This window comes from Allobranchiibius sp. CTAmp26 (assembly GCF_017565405.1).
GTDB lineage: Bacteria > Actinomycetota > Actinomycetes > Actinomycetales > Dermatophilaceae > Allobranchiibius.
Genome location: NZ_JAGEKR010000012.1, coordinates 52883 through 72927, shown reverse-complemented (window position 1 = coordinate 72927; position 20045 = coordinate 52883). Strand labels below are relative to the sequence as shown.

General features: G+C 69.7%; 17 protein-coding genes. 9 read left to right on the top strand and 8 right to left on the bottom strand.

Going from position 1 to position 20045, the window contains the following annotated elements; genetic code table 11:
- Window positions 1–28 precede the first annotated feature (28 nt).
- The 6 genes from rpsT to hflX form a co-directional block, all read right to left on the bottom strand.
- Window positions 29–289: a 30S ribosomal protein S20 gene (gene rpsT / locus J4030_RS08645; protein WP_208048821.1), complete on the bottom strand. Its 261-nt coding sequence runs from the start codon at window positions 287–289 to the stop codon at window positions 29–31.
- Window positions 290–479: 190 nt separating this feature from the next.
- Window positions 480–1439 carry a DNA polymerase III subunit delta gene (holA, locus tag J4030_RS08640; protein ID WP_208048820.1) on the bottom strand — a complete coding sequence of 320 codons (960 nt, stop codon included), beginning with the start codon at window positions 1437–1439 and terminating at the stop codon, window positions 480–482.
- Window positions 1440–1481: 42 nt separating this feature from the next.
- Window positions 1482–2171 carry a phosphatase PAP2 family protein gene (locus J4030_RS08635; RefSeq protein WP_208048819.1) on the bottom strand — a complete coding sequence of 230 codons (690 nt, stop codon included), beginning with the start codon at window positions 2169–2171 and terminating at the stop codon, window positions 1482–1484.
- Window positions 2168–4714, bottom strand: a complete 2547-nt coding sequence (locus tag J4030_RS08630) for an ATP-dependent DNA helicase (RefSeq protein WP_208048818.1) — start codon at window positions 4712–4714, stop codon at window positions 2168–2170. Before J4030_RS08630 ends, J4030_RS08635 begins: the two co-directional genes overlap by 4 nt.
- Window positions 4715–4789: 75 nt before the next feature.
- Complete coding sequence (locus J4030_RS08625) at window positions 4790–7486, bottom strand: glucosidase (RefSeq protein ID WP_208048817.1); 2697 nt, start codon at window positions 7484–7486, stop codon at window positions 4790–4792.
- A gap of 60 nt (window positions 7487–7546) precedes the next feature.
- Window positions 7547–9022, bottom strand: coding sequence for a GTPase HflX (gene hflX / locus J4030_RS08620; protein WP_208048816.1), 1476 nt, complete (start codon window positions 9020–9022; stop codon window positions 7547–7549).
- Between the two features lie 448 nt (window positions 9023–9470).
- Here hflX and J4030_RS08615 point away from each other — a divergent pair, with 448 nt between their 5' ends.
- Both J4030_RS08615 and J4030_RS08610 read left to right on the top strand, forming a co-directional pair.
- Complete coding sequence (locus J4030_RS08615) at window positions 9471–10403, top strand: endonuclease domain-containing protein (protein ID WP_208048815.1); 933 nt, start codon at window positions 9471–9473, stop codon at window positions 10401–10403.
- A 256-nt stretch (window positions 10404–10659) separates the two neighbouring features.
- Entirely contained in the window at window positions 10660–11286 is a 627-nt protein-coding gene (locus tag J4030_RS08610; protein ID WP_208048814.1) for a class I SAM-dependent methyltransferase, read from the top strand.
- On the opposite strand, the gene dapF is transcribed toward J4030_RS08610, so the two are convergent.
- Together dapF and miaA are read right to left on the bottom strand one after the other, a co-directional pair.
- Complete coding sequence (gene dapF / locus J4030_RS08605) at window positions 11270–12130, bottom strand: diaminopimelate epimerase (protein WP_208048813.1); 861 nt, start codon at window positions 12128–12130, stop codon at window positions 11270–11272. The two genes, J4030_RS08610 and dapF, sit on opposite strands and share 17 nt — an antisense overlap.
- 11 nt (window positions 12131–12141) lie before the next feature.
- Window positions 12142–13065, bottom strand: coding sequence for a tRNA (adenosine(37)-N6)-dimethylallyltransferase MiaA (gene miaA / locus J4030_RS08600; protein WP_208048812.1), 924 nt, complete (start codon window positions 13063–13065; stop codon window positions 12142–12144).
- 122 nt (window positions 13066–13187) lie between these two features.
- Between miaA and J4030_RS08595 the strand changes: the two genes are divergently transcribed.
- The 7 genes from J4030_RS08595 to J4030_RS08570 all read left to right on the top strand — a co-directional run bounded on the left by J4030_RS08595 (window position 13188) and on the right by J4030_RS08570 (window position 20009).
- Entirely contained in the window at window positions 13188–14450 is a 1263-nt protein-coding gene (locus J4030_RS08595) for an NAD(P)/FAD-dependent oxidoreductase (protein ID WP_208048811.1), read from the top strand.
- Complete coding sequence (locus tag J4030_RS08590; protein WP_208048810.1) at window positions 14447–15196, top strand: DUF1365 domain-containing protein; 750 nt, start codon at window positions 14447–14449, stop codon at window positions 15194–15196. The genes J4030_RS08595 and J4030_RS08590 overlap by 4 nt, the downstream gene beginning before the upstream one ends.
- Window positions 15193–16461, top strand: a complete 1269-nt coding sequence (locus tag J4030_RS08585; protein WP_208048809.1) for a cyclopropane-fatty-acyl-phospholipid synthase family protein — start codon at window positions 15193–15195, stop codon at window positions 16459–16461. The genes J4030_RS08590 and J4030_RS08585 overlap by 4 nt, the downstream gene beginning before the upstream one ends.
- Entirely contained in the window at window positions 16458–17780 is a 1323-nt protein-coding gene (locus J4030_RS08580; protein WP_208048808.1) for a cyclopropane-fatty-acyl-phospholipid synthase family protein, read from the top strand. Before J4030_RS08585 ends, J4030_RS08580 begins: the two co-directional genes overlap by 4 nt.
- A complete protein-coding gene (locus tag J4030_RS08575) occupies window positions 17773–18555 on the top strand; it encodes a DUF1295 domain-containing protein (RefSeq protein WP_208048807.1) in 783 nt (260 codons plus the stop codon). The genes J4030_RS08580 and J4030_RS08575 overlap by 8 nt, the downstream gene beginning before the upstream one ends.
- A 54-nt stretch (window positions 18556–18609) precedes the next feature.
- Window positions 18610–18741: a hypothetical protein gene (locus J4030_RS18250; RefSeq protein ID WP_279538123.1), complete on the top strand. Its 132-nt coding sequence runs from the start codon at window positions 18610–18612 to the stop codon at window positions 18739–18741.
- Window positions 18742–18839: 98 nt separating this feature from the next.
- The gene (locus J4030_RS08570) at window positions 18840–20009 is read left to right on the top strand and encodes an RtcB family protein (protein WP_208048806.1); all 1170 of its coding nucleotides are present in this window, start codon (window positions 18840–18842) and stop codon (window positions 20007–20009) included.
- Window positions 20010–20045 lie beyond the last annotated feature (36 nt).

The window sequence follows — 20045 nt, the reverse complement described above, 5'->3', positions numbered from 1 at the left end:
CTGACCGGCGCTGCACAGGAGAGATCGCTCAGAGAGCGTTGACCTTCTTCGCCAGGTTCGACTTCTTGTTGGCCGCCTGGTTCTTGTGGATGACGCCCTTGGTGACGGCCTTGTCCAGCTTCTTGGACGCGGTCTTCAGCGCCTCTTCGGCGCCGGCCTTGTCACCGGACTCGGCGGCCTCACGGACCTTGCGGATCCAGGTGCGCACCTCGGACTTGTGCGCCTTGTTGCGCTCCGTACGGATCGCGTTCGTCTTGACCCGCTTGATCTGCGACTTGATGTTTGCCACGAATGAACTTCCTTGGTCGAAATGTCAGGGGTGTCGAGGGCACGTACGACGACGGGTTGGGGCGTGGGGACACTCCGGGCGAATCGTCGTACGAGATGCTGCTGCATGCGCGCACGACCGGGGCGCGCACGCGATCGCCAAATCTACCAGCGCCGCAGGGAAGCGCCCAAATCGTCGACCAGCCGTGGACTCAGCCCGCACCCCGCTCCCGGGTGATGGTGAGGATCGCGTGCTCGACGGCGTAGACGGGGTCGCGGCCGCCGCCCTTGACCTCGAAGTCTGCGGTGGCGACGGCCTGGATCGCGCGGCCGAGCCGGTCGCCGTCCCAGCCGCGTGCGGCGGTACGCGCCCGGTCGATCTGCCAGGGTGCCATCCCGAGCTTGCCCGCGAGCGCACCCGAGGATCCCCCGCCGGCTGTCGCCACCCGCGCCACCTGGCGCAGCTGGCTCGCCAGGACGGCGACGATGGGCACCGGGTCGAGACCGGAGGCGATGGCGTGCCGCAGCAGTCGTAGCGCCTCCGAGGTCTGCCCGGCGACGGCCGCGTCGGCGACCCGGAAGCCTGTCGCGTCGACCTTGCCCCCGTGATACTCCTGCACCTGCTCGACGTCGATCAGGCCCTCGGTGTCGTCGACCAGCTGCCGCGCGGCGGCGGCCAGCTCCCCCACATCGCGGCCGACCGCATCGAGCAGCGCTCGGACCGCCTCCGGGGTCGCCTTGCGGCGGGCACGGCGGAACTCGTGGGTGAGGAAGTCGTTCTTCTCCCGGTCGGTCTTGATGGCCGGGGCGTCGATCCGGCGGGCGCCGGCGCTCTTCAGCGCGTCGAGCACCCGCTTGCCGCGGTTGCCGCCCTTGTGCAGCACCACCAGGCGCAGCTCGTCGCCGACCTGCTCGATGACGGTGAGCAGATCTGCCTGCAGGTCGTCGGACGCCTCGTCGGCATCGTGCAGGACGATCGCGGTCGCCCCGCCGAAGAGACTGGGGCTGGCGTGCACGAGCAACGACCCGGGGGCGTAGTCGGCGGCGTACAGCCGCACCACCTCGATCTGCGGGTCGTGCGCCCGCAGGACCTCCAGCGTGCTGTCCAGCGCCCGGTCGGACAGGACCCGCTCCGGACCGGCGATGAGCACGAGGGCAGGAGGCTCCGGCATGGGCACACCCTGCCACGCGGCGCCGACACCGCGGACCACCGCTCAGCTGCGCCGGATCGGGAGGCGCAGGGGTTCGGTGCCCTGCAGGTCCGGCGTGATCCGACCGACGCTGCGCCCGAGCGCCAGCACCAGCAGACAGACCCCCGCACCCAGGAGCATCGCGACGGTCACATCACCCAGGTAGTGCGCGCCGACGAGCACCCTGCTCGCGGCGACCACGAGGACCACGGGCAGGCCGATCCCCAGCGCCACGCGGTGCGAACCCCGCCCGAGCCACACGGTGAAGCAGATCGCCGCGACGATGCCGGTCGCGATCGCGGTGTGTCCGCTGGGCATCGAGTACGGGTCCTGCAGGGCGACCACCCGGCGTACCGGCGGTGCGGGCGGCCGGTGGCGGGCCGCCACATGTTTGACGAGAGAGCACGCACCCCAGGTCGCGAGGAAGAGCGCCACCTCCACCACGACGTCCCGCCGGCGACCGCCGATCAGGAGGACCAGCACCACCAGCACGATCATCACGACCGCGCCGACGGTGCCGAAGCCGGTGTCGATCCACCGACCGACCTGCTCCGCCCAAGCCGGATCGTGGTGGGTGGCCCAGACGCTGACCCGCAACTCACCGGTACGTCGCGCGCCGAGGTGCGTGCAGACCGTCGCCAACGCGACGGCGAGCAGCACCAGCAGCGCTCCGGCCAGGGCCGGACCGCCTCCTCGCGGGCGCCGGAGGCTCACCCGTCCAGGCGCACGCCCAGCACGCCCGCTCGGGTGCGGAGATCCTCCGCCGGGAGGTCCAGGTGCTCGGCCAGCTCGGCGACGTTCAGCCCCATCTCCGCGCCGTCGCGCAGCTCCTCGTCGTCCTCCGCACTCCAGACCCGCTCTCCGCCGTCGGTGACGACCCGCAGAGCCGGGGGCTCCGGTGTGTCCGGAATGACGGCGGGCTCCTGCACCTCCGCCGGTGCCGGCGGCGGCCCACTCGACGGGATGTCGTCGGCCTTGGGCCGCTTCGCACCGAGCGGCATGATCGACGGCTGCGCGAGTGGCTGCTCCTCCACCTGCGCGACCTGGGCGCGCAACTGGTCGAGAAGCTGCTGCTGTGGCGACCCCGACGGGTGCGCGGTCGTCGACGCCGGTCCCGGCGCGGCGACCGACGGATCCGGCGCGGCAACGGGCTGCTCGGTCGGGCCGGGCCCCTCGAGCCCCTCGGCCGGTGCGGGATGCTCGACGGGACCGGCCGGACCGGTCGTGGACTGCCCGGGGTGTGCGGAGGTGTCGTCGTCGCGCACGACGGCGACCGGCGACGGAGTCTGTGCGCCGCCTCGGTCGGGTACGGCGATCACCGGCCCCGCCGTCTCGTCGAGCCGTCGGAGGGCGTTGAGCACCAGAGCCCGGTCGCTGGTCGGCCAGAACGGCGGCAACGTGGACTGCAGGAAACCGGCGTACCGGGCGGTGACCATCCGGGGATCCAGGAACGCCACCACGCCGCGGTCGTCGGCCCGTCGGATGAGCCGACCCGCCCCCTGCGCGAGCCGCAGCGCCGCGTGGGTGGCGGAGACCGCCATGAAGCCGTTGCCGCCGCGCCGGGCGATGGCCTCCGTGCGGGCCGAGGACAGCGGATCGTCCGGGCGTGGGAAGGGGATGCGGTCGATGATCACCAGTTGGCACGCACTGCCCGGCACATCGACGCCCTGCCAGAGGCTCATGGTGCCGAAGAGGCAAGTGGGCCCGTCGGCTGCGAACTGCCGCACCAGCGTTGCGATCTGGTCATCGCCCTGGCAGAGGACAGGGATCTCGTCGCCGAGCCGCGCACGCAACGCCTCGGCGGCGGCCTTCGCCGCGCGCGTCGAGGAGAACAACCCGAGCGTGCGGCCACCGGCTGCCCGGACAAGCGTCTCGATCTCGTCGAACACCGCGTCGGCGGGTCCGTCGCGGCCAGGCGGTGGCAGCTGCGACGCGACATACGCGATCGCCTGGGTCGGATAGTCGAACGGCGAGCCGACGTCGAGACCGGTCCAGGAGGGGCCTCCCGCGCCGCGCAGTCCGAGGGTGCCGGCGACCGCGTCGAAGCTGCCGCCCAACTCCAAGGTGGCGGACGTGAGGACCACGGTGCGGTCGCCGAAGACCGCCTCACGCAACGCCATCGCCACGCTCATCGGCGCGACCCGCAGCAGATTGCCGCGGCGGGGGTCATCGGAGATCCAGGCGACGTCCAGTTCGCGCTCCTCGAGCACCCGCTCGGCGGTGTTGAACAGTTCGTCGACCGCCGCCTGGGCCATCTGGCGCCCACCGTCGGGGGCCGCGCCCTGCTCGGGTTTCAGCTGGCTCGCCACCTCACGCGCGGTGTCGCGCACCCGTCCCAGGCCGAGGGCCAGGTCGTCGGGGATGCCCGTCAGCCGCCCCGGTGCCAGACGGTCCAGGACGCCCTGGACGAATTCGCCGGCGTCGGTCAGCGCGGCCGTGTCGGCGAGGCGTCCGCAACGCCGGGCGGCCGCGGACGCCATACCCCCGGACAGCTCGTCGGTGACGGTCGAGGTGACCCGGTCGACCAGTTCGTGGCCCTCGTCGATGACCAGCAGGTCGTGCTCCGGCAGCATCCGGCGGCCCTCGAACGCGTCGATGGCCATGAAGCTGTGGTTGGTGACCACCACGTCGCAGTCCTTGGCGTGTGCGCGCGCCTGCTCCACGAAGCACTCGGCGACCATCGGGCACTTCGAACCCAGGCATTCCAGGGCCGACACCGAGACCTGCCGCCAGGCGCGTTCGCTCACGCCGGGCACGAGGTCGTCGCGGTCGCCGGAGTCGGTCTCCTCGGCCCACTCGCGCAGCCGTACGACCTCGCGACCGAGCCGGCCCGCCTGCTGGTCGACCTCGCCGACCGACAGCAGTCCCTCGCCCTCGTCGTCGGGGTAGCCACCACCGAGCTTGTTCACGCAGACGTAGTTGCGACGGCCCTTGACCAGCCCGTACGTCGGCCGGCGCCCCAGCACCGGCGCCAGCGCGTCCGCGATGCGAGGCAGGTCGCGGTCGACGATCTGCGCCTGCAAAGCCAGGGTCGCGGTGGCGATGATGGCCGGTTTGCCGCTCTCGACCGCGTGGGCGATCGCCGGCACCAGGTAGGCCAACGACTTGCCGGTGCCGGTGCCCGCTTGGGCGAGCAGGTGGGATCTGTCGCTCAGCGCGTCCTGCACGGCGTGCGCCATCCGGGTCTGCCCCTCCCGGGGGGCGCCTCCCACCCCCTGGACCGCCGCGGCGAGCAGTGCGTCCAAGTCGTCGGGCATCAGGCCAGGGTATGACGTGCCGGAGAGCCCCGCCGCGCCCTGTGGACGGACCCCGGGCCGAGCGTCGCCGTCCTGTCAGTCGCGCAACCCGCCGGGGTGGCAGATGAGGTGGGCGACCAGGGCTGTCCATCCGGTCTGGTGGGTCGCGCCCAGTCCCGCGCCGGTGTCACCGTCGAAGTACTCGCTGAACGTGACCTGCCCGTCCCAGAGCGGACCGTCCGGATACCACCGCGGGGTGCCCGGACGTCGACCATCGGGACCCGCACGGAACAGATCGACCAGTCGTTCCCGCAGGTCGTCCGCCACGGCCACGAGCGTCGTACTCGTGCCTGCTCCGGTGGGGTGTTCCACCTGGAGCCCGGGTTCGGCGGCGGCGTAGCTACGCAACGCATCGAGCAGCAGCACGTTGACCGGCATCCAGACCGGGCCACGCCAGTTGGAGTTGCCGCCGAACAGTCCGCTGTCGGACTCGGCAGGCACGTAGCGGATCGACGTACGCGCGCCATCGACGTCGACCTCGAACCCCTCCCGGTACGCCGCCGACAGCGACCGGACGCCGTGCCCGGACAGGAACTCCGACTCGTCGAACAGCCTGCGGTACAGAGCTTTTCGTCGTTCTGGGGGCACCAGGGCGATCGTCACGCGGTCGTCGTCGTGCGACTGGTGGTGCACCAGCGCATCCGCAAGCGCCGTGTCGCGACGTTGGGTCCACTCGACCTCGTCGATGAGCTCACCGATCTCACCCAGCACCACGGGGTGCACGGAGTGCACGGCGATGAGCGGCAACAGACCGACGAGCGACCGCACGGGCAGCTGCTCACTCGAGCCGTCCGGGTGCACCAGGGTGTCGTAGTAGAAGCCGTCCTGCTCCGACCAGAGCGAGACGCCCGTGGAGCCGAAGTCGTCCATGGCCCCCGCGAGGCGCAGGAAGTACTCGAAGAAGGTGCGCGCCACGTCGTCCCAGCCCGGAGTGTCGCGCGCGAGCTCGACGGCGATCTGCAGCATGGACAGCGCGTAGAACGCCATCCAGCTCGTGGCGTCGGACTGCTCCAGCCGCACGCCGCCGGGCAGTGGGGCCGACCGGTCGAAGAGTCCGATGTTGTCCATGCCGAGGAAGCCGCCCTCGAAGAGGTAGGAACCGTCGGCATCCTTGCGGTTGACCCACCACGAGAAGTTGAGCAGCAGCTTGCTGAAGACCCGCACCAGGAATCCGGTGTCCGTGCCACCGTCGATGCGGTGCACCATCCGGGTCGCCCACGCGAGCACCGGAGGGTTGACGTCGCCGAAATCCCATTCGTACGCGGGGAGCTGCCCGTTCGGGTGCTGCACCCATTCGCGCACCATGAGCTCGATCTGCTGTTTGGCGAACCACGGGTCGATGTCGGCCAGGGGCAGGGTGTGGAACGCCAGGTCCCACGAGGCGAACCATGGGTACTCCCACTCGTCCGGCATCGAGATGACGTCGGCGATGTCGAGGTGGGTCCACCTGCTGTTGCGCCCGTTCCGTCGGGCCGTCGGCGGGACGGGCTGGGATGGATCACCCTCGAGCCACTCGCCGATGCTGTAGCGGTAGAGCTGCCGTCCCCAGAGCAGACCGGAGAACGCCCGCCGCGCGATGTGCCTGTCCTCGTCCTCGTGCACGTCCGCGAGCACCTCGGCGTAGAACGCATCAGCCTCGTGCGCGCGGTCCTCGACGACGCGGTCGCTCGGGGTGTCGTCCGGTGCTGCCACCGGAGCCTGCGCCACCCCGGCGGTGGCGCGCAGGTCGGCGCCCGTACCGCTCCCCTCCGGCGTGGGTTGATCTGCGCTCGCGGTCAGCCGGACGCCGACCGTCACGGACGCGCCCGGCGCCACCGCGTCGGAGTGCCACCAGAAGCCCACCTTGGTGCCGTGATCCGGGCGGGTGCAGGCGGCGTTGCCCCGCACGATGGCCTGATCGAGTCCACTGACGGGGCAGTCGCTCGCGCTGGGGGTCCCGTAGAGCGCAAGGTCATCGGTCTCGTTGTCGCAGAACAGGATTCTCGGACTACCGTCCGGCACGATCCGGTAGTCACCGAGCCACGCGTGGTGGAACTCCACGGCATCGGCACCACCTGCGGTCCCTTGCGTCCGCTGCATCGTGGGCCGGCGGTCGTCGCGGCCCCACGCCCAGGTGTTGCGGAACCACCCCTGCAGGACGAGGTCCAACGGGGCGGCGTCCGGTCCGTGGTTGGTGGCGGTGACCCGGACGACGATGTCGGTCGGCGTGGCCTTCGCGTGCACGACCTCGATGTCGAAGAACCGGTCGTCGGCCAGGATGCCGGTGTCGGTCAGCTCGAACTCGGGGTCGTTGCGCCCGCGCGCGGCCGCTTCACGGACCAGGTCGGCGTACGGAAAGGCCCGCTGCGGATATCGGTAGAGCCAACTCGCGTAGGAGTGGGTCGGGGTGGCGTCGGTGGGCCACCAGACCTCCTTGACGTCCTCGCCGTGGTTGCCTTGGCCGTTGGTGAGGCCGAAGAGTCGTTCCTTGAGGCGGTCGTCCTTGCCGTTCCAGAGGGCAAGGCCCAGGTTGAAGAAGCCGAACCGGTCGCACAGTCCGGCCAGGCCGTCCTCGCCCCATCGGTACGCGCGGCGGTGCGCGTCGTCGAATGGCAAGTAGTCCCAGGCATTTCCGTCAGCGGAGTAGTCCTCGCGGACGGTGCCCCACTGCCGTCCGCTGACGTACGGCCCCCAGAGCCGCCACGGCGCGAGGTCGTCGTGCGAGGCGGCCAGACGGTCGTGTTCGGCGCTCACCCACCTGACTGTGCCAGACCCTCCAGGTTCCGGGGGTCCGACGATGTGGAGCCGACCGGGTCAGCGGGCGAACGCCGTGAGCTCGCCGTCCAGGGCCGGTGTCACCTTGGCGTGCACGCGGGTGCCGTCGGCGAGGTGTTCGGTCTGCAGGACCTCACCCTCGTCGTGGATCCGGCTCAGCAGATCGCCCCGGTCGTACGGGAGCAGCACGTCGACCCGGATCTCCGGACGGGGCAGCTCGTCGTCGATGAGCGCCTTCAACTCGGCGAAACCGGCGCCGGTGCGGGCGGACACGGTGATGCTGTGCTTCTCGGCGCGGCGGATCCGGTCGATCACCTCGGGGTCGGCGACATCGGCCTTGTTGATGACGATCACCTCACGGACGTCATGCGCGCCCACGTCGGCCAGCACCTCGCGTACGGCGCTGATCTGGCCTTCGGGGTCGGGGTGCGACCCGTCGACCACGTGCAGCAGCAGGTCGGAGTCGCCGACCTCCTCCAGCGTCGAGCGGAACGCCTCGATCAGCTGGTGGGGCAGGTTGCTGACGAAACCGACCGTGTCGGCGAGCGTGTAGAGGCGCCCGTCGGCGGTCTCGGCGCGTCGTACGGTCGGGTCCAGGGTCGCAAACAGTTGGTTCTGCACCAGCACGCCCGCACCGGTGAGCCGGTTGAGGATCGAGGACTTGCCCGCGTTCGTGTAGCCCGCGATGGCGACGGACGGCACGTGATGGTTACGCCGCGAGGACCGCTTGGTGTCGCGCATCGTCTTCATGCCGGTCAGCTCGCGCTTGAGCTTCGCGATACGGGTGTTGATGCGTCGGCGGTCCAACTCGATCTTGGTCTCACCGGGTCCGCGCGAGCCCATGCCCTGGCCCGCGGCGGCCTGACCACCGGCCTGCCGGGACATCGAGTCACCCCAACCGCGCAGCCGCGGGAGCAGGTACTGCAACTGGGCCAGCTCGACCTGCGCCTTGCCCTCCTTGGACTTCGCGTGCTGAGCGAAGATGTCCAGGATCAGGGCGGTGCGGTCGATGACCTTGACCTTGACGACGTCCTCCAGGCCGCGGCGCTGGCCGGGCGCCAACTCGCCGTCGGCGACGACGGTATCGGCGCCCTCGGCGATCACGATGTCGCGCAGTTCCTTCGCCTTGCCGGCGCCCATCCAGGTGCTCGCGTCGGGCTTGCTGCGGCGCTGCAGGACACCGGCGAGGACGGTCGACCCGGCGGTCTCGGCCAGGGCGGACAGTTCGCGTAGGGAGTTCTCGGCGTCCTGGACCGTGCCGTCGTGCCAGACGCCGGCCAGGACGACGCGTTCGAGGCGCAGCTGGCGGTACTCGACCTCGGTGACGTCGGTGAGCTCGGTGGACAGACCTTCGACACGGCGCAAGGCGGCCCTGTTCTCGCGTTCGAACTGGTCACCGTCTGTGCCGGGGTCGAGCACGAAGCCGTCGGCGTCGTACCGCTCCAGCACGGCGTCGCCGTCGTCCTGGGCGAGCGCGGTCGCGCGGGTATCGAAGAAGTCGTCGTGTGCAGTCATGTTCTCCTCAGGTTCGCAGACGTCAACAGCATCTGCGAACCGTTTATGCCGGGTACGCCGCCGCCCACAGCCCCGCCGCCCGCTCTCATTTCGGCCCGCTCGGCCTTAGACGAGCTGCTCACCCCCACGCCCGGTCTCGTTTCGGCCCGCTCGGCCTTAGACGAGCTGCTCACCCCCACGCCCGGTCTCGTTAGGGCCCGCTCGGCCCCAACCGTGCACCCCAGCCCTACGCCGGTCTTGTTTGGGCCCGCTCGGCCCCAACCGTGCACCCCAGCCCTACGCCCGCTCTCGTTAGGGCCCGCTCGGCCCCACACGCCCGGTCACAGGCCCCCGCCCGCTCTCGTTAGGGCCCGCTCGGCCCCAGACGTGCGGGCTCACCCGCCACACCGGATCCCGGCGGGCTGTGGATAACCCCTGAGCAGCTGCCGGAGTACCCGATGCTGTCCGGATGGCCACCCCCGACGACGCCGGCGTGTTCATCGATCGCCGAACGGCTCGCTCACTCGGCGTGCCGGTGCAGGATCTGCTCAGCAGCAAGTACACCAAGGTGTTCTTCGACTGCTACGTGCCAGCGAACACCAACCTCACCCAGACCCTCATCGTTCAGGCGGCGCTCTTCTGCGCACCCGATGCCATCGCTGCCAGTCACTACTCAGCCGCCCAACTGTGGGGCGGGATCGCGCCGCGCACCTCCGACGTCCACCTCGCCGTTGCTTCAGACCTACGTAGCAAGCGGCGCGGGATACGAACCCACCGGTACGACCAGCGCCCTCGCGTCGTCGAGCGATCCGGTGTGCCGACGACGACTCCCGAACAGACCTTCCTGGACCTGGGCGCATGCCTGGACCTCGTCGACCTGGTCATCCTCGGCGACTCCCTCATCAAGAAGCGGCGCACCACCATTGCCGAACTCAGGTCGACGGCGAGAGCCGGGACAGGTCGAGGAGCGAAGAACGCCTGCCGCGCCGCCGCGTGGGTGCGCGACAACGTCGACTCACCGAATGAGACGCGGCTGCGGCTCCTTCTGATCCTGGCCGGCTTTCCCGAACCAGTGGTGAACCTCGCCCTCCGAGACGCAGATGGCGAGATCCTGCGGAGGCTGGATCTGGCGTACGAACGCCCGAAGCTCGCCATCGAGTACGACGGCCGACACCACATCGACCGGCGGGACCAGTGGCAGCGAGACCTTCTGCGCCGCGAGGAACTGGAAGGCCACGGGTGGCGGTTCGTCGTCATCACGTCCGATGATCTGTACTCGCACCCGGACCGGTTACTGACACGGGTCGCGGCGGCCATGCGAGCTCAAGGAATGCCGGTGCCGCGCCCGTCTTCGCGATGGCGAACGTACTTCTCGCCCGTTGCAGACCGCTCGGTCGCCTGAACACACGCCTACCTCACCTCGTTTTCGGCCCGCTCGGCCCCAAGTGCGCGGCCCAGCCCCGCACCAAGTCTCGTTTCGGCCCGCTCGGCCCCAAATGCGCGGCCCAGCCCCGTGCCAAGTCTCGTTTCGGCCCGCTCGACCCCAAATGCGCGGCCCAGCCCCGCGCCGAGTCTCGTTTCGGCCCGCTCGGCCCCAAACGTCGATGGTCCGAAAACCCGCGGGTTGTCCAGTCCCGGGAGGTGGGTAGCGTGCTCGCGTGGCGGACTCAGAGGAACATCAGCACTACTTCACCGCGCAACCCGCCAGTGACGCGGATCGCCGCACGATCAACATCCCGCTCGCCGGCACGACGTACGCCGTGCAGGTCGCCCGCGGCGTCTTCTCCCCCGACCGCATCGACCAGGGCACGTCGGTACTGCTGCGCCACGCTCCGCAGCCGCCGGCCACCGGCACATTCCTCGACCTGGGGTGCGGCTGGGGGCCCGTGGCGCTGACGCTCGCCCTGCGGTCGCCCCAGGCGAGCGTTCACGCGGTCGACGTCAACGAACGAGCGCTCGATCTGACCCGCCGCAACGCCGCCGCCATCGGAGCGGACGGCGTACGCGCGGAGCTTCCCGACGACGTACCCACGGACCTGCGCTTCGACCTGATCTGGTCGAATCCGCCCATCCGGGTCGGCAAGGCCGCGTTGCACGACCTGCTCAGCACCTGGTTGCCGCGACTGAGCCCGACGGGTGACGCCTATCTCGTGGTGCAGCGCAACCTGGGCTCGGACTCCCTGCATCGCTGGCTCACCGCGGAGTTCGCGGACCAGGGGCTGGTGACCACCCGGCATACGAGTGAGAAGGGCTACCGGATCCTGCGGGTCAGCCGGGCAGGCTGACCCGGCCGTCGGCGACCAGCGCGGCCGGCCCGGACAACGACACCCGGTCGTCGCTGATCCGCACGCCGAGGCGTCCGCCAGGGACGTCCACGACCCAGGAGAGCTCGTCGGGCGACTGCCCGCTCCACCACCAGGTGGCGAGGGCCGCGGCCGCCGCCCCCGTGCCGCAGCTGAGGGTCTCCCCCACCCCGCGCTCGAAGACCCGCATGCTGATGTGCCCGGGGCCGAGCGCGCGCACGAACTCCACGTTCGTGCCGTCGTGCGGACGCGGGTCCACCCGTGGCGCCAGCTGCAGGTCCAGCGTGCCGAGATCCACCGACGGCGGCAGTGCGACGACGGTGTGCGGATTGCCGAGGTCGAGGCTGAGCGCGGGCAGCGCATCGGGTGCGCCGACCACCTGGACCACCGCGTCCATCCCCCGCTCGGTGGCCTCGTCCACGCGCGACAGCCTCCAGGGTCCGAGGTCCGTGCTGTATCCGTCGCCCACCAGATCGATGCGCTTGACGCCCGCGCGAGTGCCGATGTCGAACGACGGCCCGCTCGCCAGACCGTGCTCCACGAGGTAGCGGGCGAAGACCCGCGTGCCGTTGCCGCACATCTCGGCGGCCGACCCGTCGGCGTTGTAGTAGTCCATGAACCACAGCTGTGGGTCGATGTCTGCCGGGGCGTCCGCGACCGAGGCGGTACGGGTCACCCGGATGACGCCGTCGCCGCCGATGCCCGCGTGGCGATCGGCCAGGAAGCCGATGTCGGCGGCGGTCAGCGACAGCGCACCGTCCAGGTCGGCCACCAGCACGAAGTCGTTCATCGTGCCGTGGCCCTTGACGAAATCGACGGTCGGCATGCGTGCCATTGTCACGGACGTACGGCCCGGATCAATTCCAGCGCGCGCTCGGTGAGACCCGGATCGTCGTGCTCGAGCCAGGTGATCCGCGGGTCGGCCCTGAACCACGCGACCTGTCTACGGGCGAATCGTCTTGTGAACAGGGCGGTCTCGTTGATCGCCTCATCCTGCGTCAGCACTCCGTCGAGCTGCCGCAGCGCCTGCGCGTACCCGATGGCCCGGCTTGCCGTCCGGCCGGTCCGCAGGCCCTGAGCATCGAGGCCGCGCACTTCCCCCAGCAGCCCGTCGGCCCACATCTGCGCCGCGCGATGACCGATCCGGTCGTGCAGCAGCGTCCGGTCAGCTCGCAGCCCCACCTGGACCGCCGGGCGGCGGTACGTGCGGGTCGGCATGGTGGCGCTGAACGGTCGACCGGTCAGCTCGATGACCTCCAGGGCGCGCACGAGCCGCCGGCCGTTCGCCGGTCCGATGGCGCGGGCTGCCGCGGGGTCCCGCTCGCGCAGCTGTGCGTGCAGCACGTCCGGGCCGTCGGTCTCCAGCCGGTCCTCCCATGCGACGCGCACAGCGGGGTCGGTCGGTGGGATCTCCAAGACATCCAGCGCCGCCCGCGCGTAGAGGCCGCTACCACCGACCAGGATCGGCGTACGGCCACGGGCGCACACGTCGTCGATGGCCACGGTGACGCGCTCCTGGTACGCCGCGAGCGTGGACTCCTCGCGAACGTCCAACACGTCCAGCAGGTGGTGGGGGATGCCGTGTCGTTCTGCCATCGGCAGCTTGGCCGTCCCGATGTCCATCCCGCGGTAGAGCTGCGAGGCGTCGGCGTTCACGATCTCGCCGCCGAGGGCGTCGGCCAGGTGCAATCCCAGGTGCGACTTACCGGTGGCGGTCGCTCCCACCACCGCGACCACGACCGCTGCTCCACCCGCATCCATGGGGGAAGTATCCGACGCCGAGCCGATGTGACGTACGCCTCACCGCCGGCCGTACCCATCCGTGATCTGCGTCGTCTCGAATCACCAGTAGTTCACCGACGTCCCACCCACGAGGAGCACCCATGTCACCGCGCAGGTTCGCCGTGATCGGCAGCGGTGTGTCCGGACTAACGGCCGCGCACGTCCTCAGCAAGAATGGCGACGTGAGCCTGTACGAGGCCGATGAGCGACCCGGCGGTCACGCACACACCCACGACGTACCCCTGCCCGACGGCACCACGGTCGCCGTCGACAGCGGGTTCATCGTGCACAACGACCGTACCTACCCCACGCTGCAGCGGCTCTTCCGCGAGCTCGACGTCCCGACCCAGCCGACCGACATGAGCATGTCGGTCTACGTGCCGCAGACCGGGTTCCAGTACGCCGGGGGCAAGGGTCTCGGCGGCATCCTCGCCGACGCCCGCACGATGTCGCGTCCTGGGTTCTGCCGGATGCTCGTCGACGTCAAACGATTCCACCGTCGCGCCCGAGCGCTGCTCGACGCCCCGGAGCAGGATGATGTGACGATGCAGGACTGGCTCGGGGAGTCGACCTACGGGCGCGACTTCACCGAGAACTTCATCCGCCCGGTGATCGCGGCTGTCTGGTCGTGCCCGCCGGACGTGGCGCTGGAGTACCCCGCGCGCGCACTGCTGACGTTCCTCGACCACCACGGCATGCTGACCGTCAGCGGATCGCCGACCTGGCGCACGGTGACGGGCGGGTCCCGCGTCTACGTGGACCGGGTCGTCTCCGGGCTGCACCGCACGCTGCTCAACACCCCCGTCGCGTCCGTCCGCCGACTCGCCGATGGTGTCGAGGTCGGCGACTTCGCCGGCAGCCGCGAGGTGTACGACGGTGTCGTCATCGCTACCCATCCCCACCAGGCGCTCGCGATGCTGGCCCAGCCCACCGCGGACGAGCAGCGAGTGTTCAGCGCGATGCCGTATTCGGTCAACACCGCACAGCTGCACACGGATTCGTTGGTGCTGCCGAGCAACCCGCGCGCCTGGGGCTCGTGGAACTACCTGTCGCCGGAGGATGAGACCGGCGTCGTCGTCACCTACGACCTCACCCGTCTGATGCGGTTGCCGAGCCCCGACGGCACCCGGATGCTCGTCACGCTCGGCGGCGAGCACCGGGTCGACAAGCGCACCGTGATCGCCCAGATGACCTACGAGCACCCCCTCTACTCGTTGGGCTCGCTCCGGGCGCAGCGCGAGCTCCCCTCCCTGTCCGACGAGCGCGTCGCCTTCGCCGGCGCCTACCACGGTTCGGGCTTCCACGAGGACGGCGCACTCTCGGGTCTGCAGGCGGCCACCCGTCTCGGCGGGACGTGGGAGTGAGCCCGCACCCCTCGGCGACCGCCTACCTCACGCGAGTACGCCATCAGCGCACCTCCCCGCTCAAGCACGGATTCAGCTACCCCGGGATCAGTTACCTCGTCGACCTCGACAAGCTGGGCAGCTCCGAACACCCACCCGAGCTGCCCTGGTGGGCCAGTGTATTCACCCGTTTCAAGGCGTCCGATCACCTCGGCGACCCGCGCGGATCGTGGCGTGACAATGTGACAGCTTTTGCCGCAACGCACGGAATCGATCTCGAAGGCGGCACGGTGCGCGTCCTCACCGGGGCCCGCTCTCTCGGCTACGTCTTCAACCCGGTCAGCATCTATTGGTGTCGCGACAAGCACGGCGTGCTCAGCTGTGTGATCGCCGAGGTGCACAACACCTACGGCGAGCGGCACGCCTACCTGCTGCGCACCGACGACCGTGGTCGTGCGCGGGTGGGCAAGGACTTCTACGTCTCGCCGTTCAACGACACCGACGGCGAATACACGATGTCCCTGCCCGAACCGGACGACGACTTCGCCGTCGCCATCACGCTGCGCCGTGCGGATCAGCGACCGTTCGCGACCACCTGGACCGGTCGGCGCGTACGCGGTCGTGGCGACGTGCTCAAGGCGGCCGTCGCCACTCCCCTAGCCTCTTATCTCGTCACCACCCTGATCCATCTGCACGGAGTGCGGTTGTGGTCGCGGAGGCTGCCGATCCAACCTCGCCCACACCACGCGCCTCAGGAGGCAGTATGACCGCCCTGTCCGACCCCTCAACCACGGGGATCGACCCGATCCGGTGGCCGGACGTCGTACGAATCCCTCGTAGCCTCAAGGCAACTGCTGCTGAGAGCGTGACGCGTGGGCTCTTCCGTCGGGCCGTCGCACGCCTCGCGATCCGCGTCGTCATGCCGGATGGCGTCACCCTCGGCGGCTGCGCCGACGACCCCGCCGCGCCCACCATGCACGTGCACCGTCCGCGCGCACTCATGCGCCGGATGGGCACCGGTGGACTGATCGGCTTCGGCGAGTCCTACCTCGCACGCGAGTGGGACAGCGAAGACCTCGCCGGCCTGATCGCCGCGTTCGCCGGCGGGATCGACGACCTCGTGCCGACATCCCTCAAGCGGCTGCGATCGGCGTACCTCACGCGCAAGCCGCTCGCCGACAAGCCGTCGACCGCCAACTCCCGCAGCAACGTGGAGCGGCACTACGACCTCTCGAACGACATGTTCGCGACGTTCCTGGATCCGTCGATGACCTACTCGGCGGCGTTGATCGACGGTCCCGTCGACGCACAGTCGCTCGAGTCCGCGCAGCACCGCAAGATCGACCGGATGCTCGACCAGGCCGGCGTCGGCGAAGGCAGCCGGGTGCTCGAGATCGGCACAGGTTGGGGCGAACTCGCCCTGCGAGCCGCAGCACGAGGAGCGCGCGTCGACTCCGTGACGCTCTCCAGCGAGCAGCTCGCGTGGGCGCAGGGCAAGATCGACCACGCCGGACTCGGCGCCAGCGTCGACCTCGCGCTGCGGGACTACCGCGACACCTTCGGCCAGTACGACGCGGTGCTCTCCGTGGAGATGATCGAGGCCGTCGGGCTTGAGTATCTCGACACGTACTTCGCGAAGATCACCCAGGTGCTCGCTCCCGGCGGCACGGCGGTCATCCAGGCCATCACGATGCCGCACCACCGGGTGCTGGAGACCAAGAACACCTACACCTGGATTCACAAGTACATCTTCCCCGGCGGTGCCCTCGCGTCGGTCGAGATGTTGCGCGATACCGCTGCGCGACAGGGGCTTTCGCTGCGTGACGACCTTCCGATGGGTCAGAGCTACGCGGAGACCCTGCGGATCTGGGCGGAGACGTTCGACACCGCGCACGAGCGCCTCGAGCAGCTCGGCTTCGACGAGACGTTCCGCCGGATGTGGCGGTTCTACCTGCGCTACAGCGAGGGCGGCTTCCGCGCCGACTACCTCGACGTGCACCAGCTGACCTTCACCAAGGATGCCGACGTATGAGCTCCCCCACCGGCGCTGACGTCGCGGGTCGCATCGCCGCCCTCGTCGCTCCGCTCTCGGGCGGCGAGCTCCCCGTACGGCTGACGGCATGGGACGGCAGCGCGGCCGGGCCCCTGGACGCGCCGCATGTGACCTTGGCCAGCCCACGGGCGATCCGTCGGCTGCTCTGGCATGCGGGCGAACTCGGCGCGGCGCAGGCGTACGTGACGGGGGAGCTCGACGTCGAGGGCGACCTCGTCGAGGGTCTCTCCCGGGTGAGGGCGACGCTCGCGGCGCGCGGGGTCTCACCCAGACGGCCGTCCGCCCGCACCCTGGCCGACGCGACTCGGCTCGCGCGCGAGTTCGGCGTGCTGGGGCGGCCGCTTCCTGCGCCCAGGACTCAGATCGCCGTCCGCGGGAGGCTGCACTCGGTCAGCCGCGACCGTGACGTCATCCACAATCACTACGACCTGTCCAACGACTTCTACTCCCTCATTCTCGATGACCACATGGCGTACTCCAGTGCCTACGTCACCGGTGCCGACTTGAACGGTGAGGAGTCGCAGGACTATTCGCTGGAGGATGCTCAACGCGACAAGCTCGACCTGGTGTGCCGCAAGGCGGGGCTCGATGCCCGCCGGGGCATGCGTTTCCTCGACATCGGCTGCGGGTGGGGCTCGCTCTCGCTGCACGCCGCGGCAGCGTACGGCGCGCAGGTGACCGGAGTCACCATCTCCAAGGAGCAGAAGGCGTTCATCGACGCTCGCGTCGCCGAGCGGGGCCTGGGCGACCTCGTCGAGATCCGCCTGCAGGACTACCGGGAGATCGCCGACGAGCCGTTCGACGCGGTGGCCTCGCTGGAGATGGGCGAGCACGTCGGCGAACGCAACTACGCGGCGTACGCCGACACCCTGGCGCGCTGCGCCTCCGACGACGCGCACGTCGTGATCCAGCAGATGTCGCGTCACGACGAACACCCAGGCGGTGGCCCGTTCATCGAGGCGTTCATCGCACCGGACATGACAATGCGCCCGGTCGGTCAGACCGTCGCCTTCCTAGAGCGTGCCGGGCTCGAGGTACGCGACGTGCACGCCATGCGTGAGCACTACGTCTGGACGGTGCGTGCCTGGCAGCGCCGGTTCGACGCGGCCAAGGACCAACTCGTCAAGCTCGTCGGCGATGAGGTCGTGCGCGTCTGGGAGCTCTACCTCGCGGGTGGGTTGCTGGCCTTCCAGGAGGGGCGGATGGGGGTCGACCAGATCACCGCCGTACGGCGCAGGTCCGGCATGAGCGCACTGCCCGCCGTCCGACCGGCGAGCTGGAGCGACCCACGTGGGTGACTTCCTGCTGGTCTCCGGCGTCAGCCTCCTGCTGCTGGCGGTCCTGCAGACCGTGACGTTCTTCGTCGGTCGCGCGAAGGGCCGCTACAACGTGGTCGACGTCATCTGGGGATCGGGGCTCGCGCTGGTCGCGCTGGTCGCGCTGGTGCTCGGCACTGGCGGTATCGCTCGACGGATCACGTTGGCAGTGCTGGTGATCGGCTGGGGTGCCCGGCTGTCCTACCACATCTGGAAGCGCAGCCGTGGCGGCGAGGAAGATCCCCGGTACGCCGAGTTGCTCGAGGGCAAGGGCACCGGCGCCGTCATCGGTCGCGTCTTCGTGACCCAGTGGATCGCGCAGTGGTTCATCTCGCTGCCGGTGCAGGTCGCAGGCGTCACCCACGATCCGCGCGGGATCTGGTGGGTCGTCGCGGTCGTCGGTGCCCTCGTGACGGTGTTCGGCATCGCCTTCGAGGCGATCGGCGATGCGCAGATGAGCGCGTTCAAAGCAGACCCTGCGAACAAGGGCACGATCATGGATCGCGGTCTCTGGGGTTGGACCCGACACCCGAACTACTTCGGGGACGCATGCGTGTGGGTGGGCGTCTACCTCGTCGCCGCATCGGTCTGGCCGGGGGTGCTCACGGTGCTCTCACCGGTCGCCATGGTCTTCTTCCTCGTCGTCGCGACCGGCGCACGACGCCTCGAGAAGTCGATGGCGGAACGCGACGGCTACCGCGACTATCAGGAGCGCACCAGCTTTTTCGTGCCGACCCCGCCCGGCAGACACACCTGACTCGCGTCGTTATTCGGTGGCGGGGTCGTCCTCGCTGACACCACACTGAGCCGCATGGACGCTCAGTTTCAGCACACCGGCCCGTTCTCGGCGTATGTCGAGGGGGAACGCAGGAGTGCGTCCGCGCGCGTCGAGGCCCACAACGGCCCGATCGAGCGCCGCGCGCACGAGGGCCGAACCGACTGACACCCGCGTACGTCGCAAGGGCGCCCAGCCGACCGGCCGGGCGCCCTTTCGCATGCCACCACCCACCCGCACCCGTTACAGGACGGAGTCATCGCGTCATGGAGAAGATCAACGACAAGCTGCTCAACTGGGCCACGGTCCTGGAGCCGACCACCAGGGATCAGGCGGTGCAGACGTCCCGGATGCCCTTCATCTACCCGCACCTCGCTCTGATGCCCGACGCACACCTGGGCATGGGCGCCACCGTCGGATCGGTCATCCCTACCCTGGGAGCCGTCATCCCCGCTGCGGTCGGCGTCGACATCGGGTGCGGGATGATCGCCGTGCGGACCCAGTTCACCGCGTCGCAACTGCCGCCCGATCGGGCGCCCGTGCGGCGGGCGATCGAGGCAGCCGTCCCGCTCAGCGCCGGCGTGCAGAACAAGGACATCACCAGGGAGCACACGGCTGTCCGGATCACCGACTTGGAGCAGCTCGCTCAGAAGTCCGGCTTCGATCCTGCGTCCCACCTGCGCCGGTGGCGCCTGCAGTTGGGCACCCTGGGCTCGGGTAACCACTTCATCGAGATCAGCCTCGACGAGCAGGACCGGGTGTGGCTCTTCCTGCACTCGGGCTCCCGTGGTGTGGGCAACAAGATCGCCCAGCACCACATCAAGGTGGCCCAGAAGTTGTGCACCAAGTGGTGGATCCCGTTGCCGCACCGCGATCTTGCGTACCTCGTGGAGGGCACCGACGAGTTCCGGTCCTACATCGACCAGTTGCGGTGGGCGCAGCACTTCGCCCTGCTCAACCGGGAGGAGATGATGGACCGGGTCGTCACCTGCTTCGCCGACTGGGTCGGGGCGGCGGTCCAGGAGGCCGATCGGATCAACTGCCACCACAACTACACCGAGGTCGAGCGGCACTTCGGCAAGCGGGTGTGGGTGTCCCGCAAGGGCGCGATCAACGCTGAGTCCGGGCGACCGGGTCTGATCCCCGGGTCGATGGGCACGGCGTCGTACGTCGTCGTCGGTAAGGGAGATCCGCTGTCCCTCAACTCTTCTCCCCACGGAGCGGGGCGGAGTTTCTCGCGGAGCAGGGCGCGCAAGACCTTCACTCACGAGCAGCTCCGGGAGGCGATGGTCGGGATCGAGTACCGGGACACCGACGCGTTCATCGATGAGATCCCGCAGGCGTACAAGGACATCGATCAGGTCATGGCCGATGCTGCGGACCTCGTGCAGGTGCAGCACACGCTCCGGCAGATCGTGAACGTGAAGGGCGACTGATGGTTTCGGACATGCACCTCGGGGCACATGTGCCTC

Coding starts and splice junctions, on each gene's coding strand:
- holA (WP_208048820.1), bottom strand. CDS start 1,439: ATGCCGGAGCCTCCTGCCCTCGTGCTCATCGCCGGTCCGGAGCGGGTC.
- J4030_RS08630 (WP_208048818.1), bottom strand. CDS start 4,714: ATGCCCGACGACTTGGACGCACTGCTCGCCGCGGCGGTCCAGGGGGTG.
- hflX (WP_208048816.1), bottom strand. CDS start 9,022: ATGACTGCACACGACGACTTCTTCGATACCCGCGCGACCGCGCTCGCC.
- J4030_RS08615 (WP_208048815.1), top strand. CDS start 9,471: ATGGCCACCCCCGACGACGCCGGCGTGTTCATCGATCGCCGAACGGCT.
- dapF (WP_208048813.1), bottom strand. CDS start 12,130: ATGCCGACCGTCGATTTCGTCAAGGGCCACGGCACGATGAACGACTTC.
- miaA (WP_208048812.1), bottom strand. CDS start 13,065: ATGGATGCGGGTGGAGCAGCGGTCGTGGTCGCGGTGGTGGGAGCGACC.
- J4030_RS08595 (WP_208048811.1), top strand. CDS start 13,188: ATGTCACCGCGCAGGTTCGCCGTGATCGGCAGCGGTGTGTCCGGACTA.
- J4030_RS08585 (WP_208048809.1), top strand. CDS start 15,193: ATGACCGCCCTGTCCGACCCCTCAACCACGGGGATCGACCCGATCCGG.
- J4030_RS08580 (WP_208048808.1), top strand. CDS start 16,458: ATGAGCTCCCCCACCGGCGCTGACGTCGCGGGTCGCATCGCCGCCCTC.
- J4030_RS18250 (WP_279538123.1), top strand. CDS start 18,610: ATGGACGCTCAGTTTCAGCACACCGGCCCGTTCTCGGCGTATGTCGAG.
- J4030_RS08570 (WP_208048806.1), top strand. CDS start 18,840: ATGGAGAAGATCAACGACAAGCTGCTCAACTGGGCCACGGTCCTGGAG.